At 73.8% G+C, this 3,703-nt stretch carries 3 protein-coding genes and 1 pseudogene; all 4 read left to right on the top strand.

What is annotated here, in order from left to right; all coding sequences use genetic code 11:
- The first annotated feature begins 15 nt into the window (after positions 1-15).
- The 4 genes and pseudogenes from D6689_22585 to D6689_22570 all read left to right on the top strand — a co-directional run bounded on the left by D6689_22585 (position 16) and on the right by D6689_22570 (position 3,613).
- On the top strand, positions 16-588 hold the full coding sequence (locus D6689_22585) for a hypothetical protein (GenBank protein ID RMH36371.1): 573 nt from the start codon (positions 16-18) through the stop codon (positions 586-588).
- Between the two features lie 153 nt (positions 589-741).
- The gene (locus D6689_22580) at positions 742-1,731 is read left to right on the top strand and encodes a hypothetical protein (protein RMH36370.1); all 990 of its coding nucleotides are present in this window, start codon (positions 742-744) and stop codon (positions 1,729-1,731) included.
- 51 nt (positions 1,732-1,782) lie between these two features.
- A pseudogene (locus D6689_22575) lies at positions 1,783-2,162 on the top strand (fluoride efflux transporter CrcB).
- A 662-nt stretch (positions 2,163-2,824) separates the two neighbouring features.
- Entirely contained in the window at positions 2,825-3,613 is a 789-nt protein-coding gene (locus tag D6689_22570) for a transporter (GenBank protein RMH36372.1), read from the top strand.
- Positions 3,614-3,703: the final 90 nt, after the last annotated feature.

Genomic DNA, 3,703 nt, shown 5'->3' with positions numbered 1-3,703 from the left:
CCGCCGGACGCGGCGGTGCGCGACCGCGACCTGGCCGCGGCGGTGGCGGCCCGGCGCTGGCGGCGCGGCCCCGGCGCCCCCACCCGGGTTGATTGCGGCGCCCCTACTCGGGTTGATTGCGGCGCCCTTACCCGGGTTGATTTCGATCCGGCCCCGGCGCCCCCACCCGGGTTGATTTCCGGCGGGTGCTCGCGGCCGCGGTGGCGACCGCCGCCGGGTGCTCGCGCCGCCGCCACCGACTCGGCGCCGCCGCCCGCCCCCCATCGGCGACGACGGTCGCGCGACGTGGGCCGACCTCGTCGCCGACACCGCGACGCCACCGCCGGACGCGGCGGTGCGCGACCGCGACCTGGCCGCGGCGGTGGCGGCCCGGCGCTGGCGGCGCTGCCCGAGCGCGAGCGATGCATCGTGCGGCTGCGGTTCGGACTCGACGGCCGCGGCGGCCGCACGCTCACGGCGATCAGCCGCGACTTCGACCTCACCCGCGAGCGGATCCGCCCAATCGAGGTCAAGGCACTCGCGCGGCTGCGCGAGGCGGCCGGCCCGCTGGGAGCGTGGCGACCGGCGAGCGCCGGGCGGGTCCGGTAGTCGGCGCGGCCCTCGGACCGGTCGCATCGGCTGCCTGGCAAGCCGAGTTGCCGGTCGCCACCCAGTCATCTCGTCGCGTTACACCTGGTACACCGGTTGCTGCGAGCACCGGACATGGCTGCGAAGACAACGCTGGTGGGGACCCTGGTCGCCATGGCGGCGGCCGCGACCGGGTGCGCGACGGCGACCGGCGACGGCGCCGACGCCAAGGACGCGTTCGCCGACGAGTTCGCGCGGTTTCAGGACGAATTCGGCGCCGGCAAGGCCGACCTGTTCGGGCTCGACATCGACCCGTGTGCGCTGCTCGGACCGCTGGGCGAGTTCGGCGACGACGCGCTGCGCATGGGGCTGGTCGTCGGCGTCGAGGGCGAGGGCGTGCTCGGCGCCGGCGTCGGGTTCGGCGGCGTCGACTTCGTCTGGGACCTGTACCACCAGCAGATGACCGTGTCGCGCTACGCGGGCGCCGGCATCGGCGCGCCGGGCGTCGGGGCCTCGGCGCAGGCTTACGTCGGCGCGGCGTTCGGGTTCGAGCACGGGGTGTCGGACTGGGACGGCTACTTCGTGACCGCGACCGCCGAGATCGGTCTGCCGTTGCTCGACGACTACGTGAGCCTGGACCCCGGCGCGTACGTGAGCGCGGTCGACCGCGACGGCGACGGGTTCATCGCGCCATCCGAGGTCCTCGCCCCTCCCGACGGCGTGTACGGGTTCACGATGGGCGTGTCGCTGGGCGTCGACCTGCTGCCGGATCCGCTGCCGATCGAAGGATCGATCACCGAGGGCTACTGGCGGCCGTACAAGCGCGCGATCCGGCGCGCCTACGACGAGCTTCGCAACACGCGGATGTTCTTCGTCAAAAAGATGCAGGTGCGGCTGGTCGACCACCACGACGGCGCCGAGTGCCCCGCCGGCTGGCCCGACGTCGACGGCGAACGAGACTGCGTGATCGAGTTCGGCGACCCCGGCGACGGCTACCTGCGCCGGGCGGTGAACACTGCGTACTCGATCTGCCACGTGACCGGGCGCTGCGCGGCACCGCTGACCTGGCCGATGAGCGCGACGGCGCTGGCGATCGGCGCGCTGCGCGACTCGGGTGTGTCGTTCGAGCGGTTTTGCCCCGACACCGGCGCCGCGCATCACTGACGGCCGCCACGCGGTCGCGCCCCGCGTGCTAAGGTGGCGCGGCCGCGACGGGTGGAGCGATTTCTCTGGCTATGCCTCGGCAGCGCGGCCGGCGGCGGCGCGCGCTAGCTCGTGTCCGGCTGGGCGCTGCGTGCGCTCGGGCCGGGGTTCCCTACGGGACCCTGGCGGTCAACGCGATCGGGTCGTTCGTGCTCGCGGCGCTGATGTTCGCCGGCGTCGAGGCGTCCGCGATGTCGCCGGCCGCGCGCCTGGCGCTCACCACCGGCGTCATGGGCAGGTTCACGACCTACTCGACGTTCAGCTACGAGACGATGCGGCTGGTTCAGGACGGCAGCCCGCTGCTCGCCGCGGTCAACGTGGCGGTCACGGTGGTCGGCTGTCTGGCGGCGTCGCTGCTCGGCTGGGCGACGGCCCGCTGGCTGCTGGGCTGATTCTGCACGGAGGAAGGCGATGCGCGTCCTGGACGGAGAGCAGGTGTTGGCGCGGGTGTTCATCGGCGAGTCGGACCGATAGCACCGCCAACCGCTGTACGTCGCGCTGGTCGAGCGCCTGCGCAAGGAGGGCTTCGCCGGCGCACGGTGCTGCACGGCGTGGCCGGGTTCGGGGCGCGCAGTCCCAAAGACCACACCGAGGTTGATTCGCGCCGCAGCGAACGAGCCTCGTTCGGGACTCAGCCGGCGTGGGCGCACTCGGCTCGTCGCGGGCTGACGCGCTACCGCTGCGCGACGTCGGCGGACGACGAACCGGTAACCACGTTCGCATTCGCTGGCGGCGGACGCACGTTGGCGCGGCAAGCCGACTCACTTGCTGCGGTCGTCGCGGTTTCGATGCCGGGCGTCAAGCCGTGCCGGCGGCGGCTGCCTTGCCCGCGATCGGAGCTCCGCCGCGCCGCGAGATCATTTCGCAGGCACGTCGCTCCGCCGCGCCGCGACATCATGCCGCAGGCACGTCGCGCCGCGCTCGGCTATCCAACGAGGTGATGCGGTGGACACCGGCGATGCTCGCGCTCGTTGGCGCGGCGGCGGTCGTCGCGCCCGCGAGCGACGCGCGCGCGTGCGCGGTGTGCGAGTGCGGCGACCCGACGCTCACGACCATGGGGCTGGGCAAACCGTTCGCGGGCCGGCTCCGGCTGTCGGGTGAGCTGCGTCACCGCACCGACACGATCGGCGTGTCGGGCGTGGACGAGCTGCGGCTGTCCGAGCGGCGGCTCGACCTGGCCGTCGCCTACCTGCCGCGGTGGTGGCTGTCGCTGTCGGCCACGGTGCCACTCGTTCACGTCGACGTCACCCACGTCAACGGCGCCCGCGAGCGCGCGCTCGGCCTCGGCGACGCCGACCTGCGCGCGCGCACCTACGTGTGGCGCGACCGGGCGTTCTCGCCGCGACACCTGGTGGGCCTCGACGCCCGGGTCAAGCTGCCGACCGGGCCCGAGCTCGACACGCCCGTGGGCACGGACCTGTTTCGCATCGAGTCACAGCCCGGCACCGGCTCGGTCGACGCTGCGGTGGGCGCGTCCTACGGGTACTTTCGCGATCCGTGGTCCGCGTACGCCAGCGCGCTGGCGGTGCTCCCGGGCACCGGCTACCGCGACGTGCGCGCCGGGCGGTCGCTGCGCGCGACGGTGGCGGCGCAGTTTCAGCCGTCGCCGCGGTTCGGCTACCGGCTCGGCGTCGACGCGCGGTGGGACGCGGTCACGACCGAGGCGGGCGAGGTCGAGGACGACACCGGCGGGTTCATCGCGTTCGTGACCCCGCAGGTGATCTACAGCCCGATCACCGACGTGGTCGTGCACGCCTACGTCCGCATCCCGGCAGTCAACGCGCTGTACGGTCGCCACGACGAGGGCGCGATCGTGGCGGTGGGGGTCACGCGTGACCTGTAGCCGCACCGGCCGGGTCGCCCGCGCCGTGTTCGCGGTGTTCGCGCTGCAGCTGTCGGCGCAGTGCGTGTCCTACGAGGAGGGCGCCACCGT

This window comes from Deltaproteobacteria bacterium, from assembly GCA_003696105.1.
GTDB lineage: Bacteria > Myxococcota_A > Polyangia > Haliangiales > J016 > J016.
The sequence above is the reverse complement of the archived record's forward strand: the minus strand, read 5'-3'. Positions and strand labels throughout refer to the sequence as shown.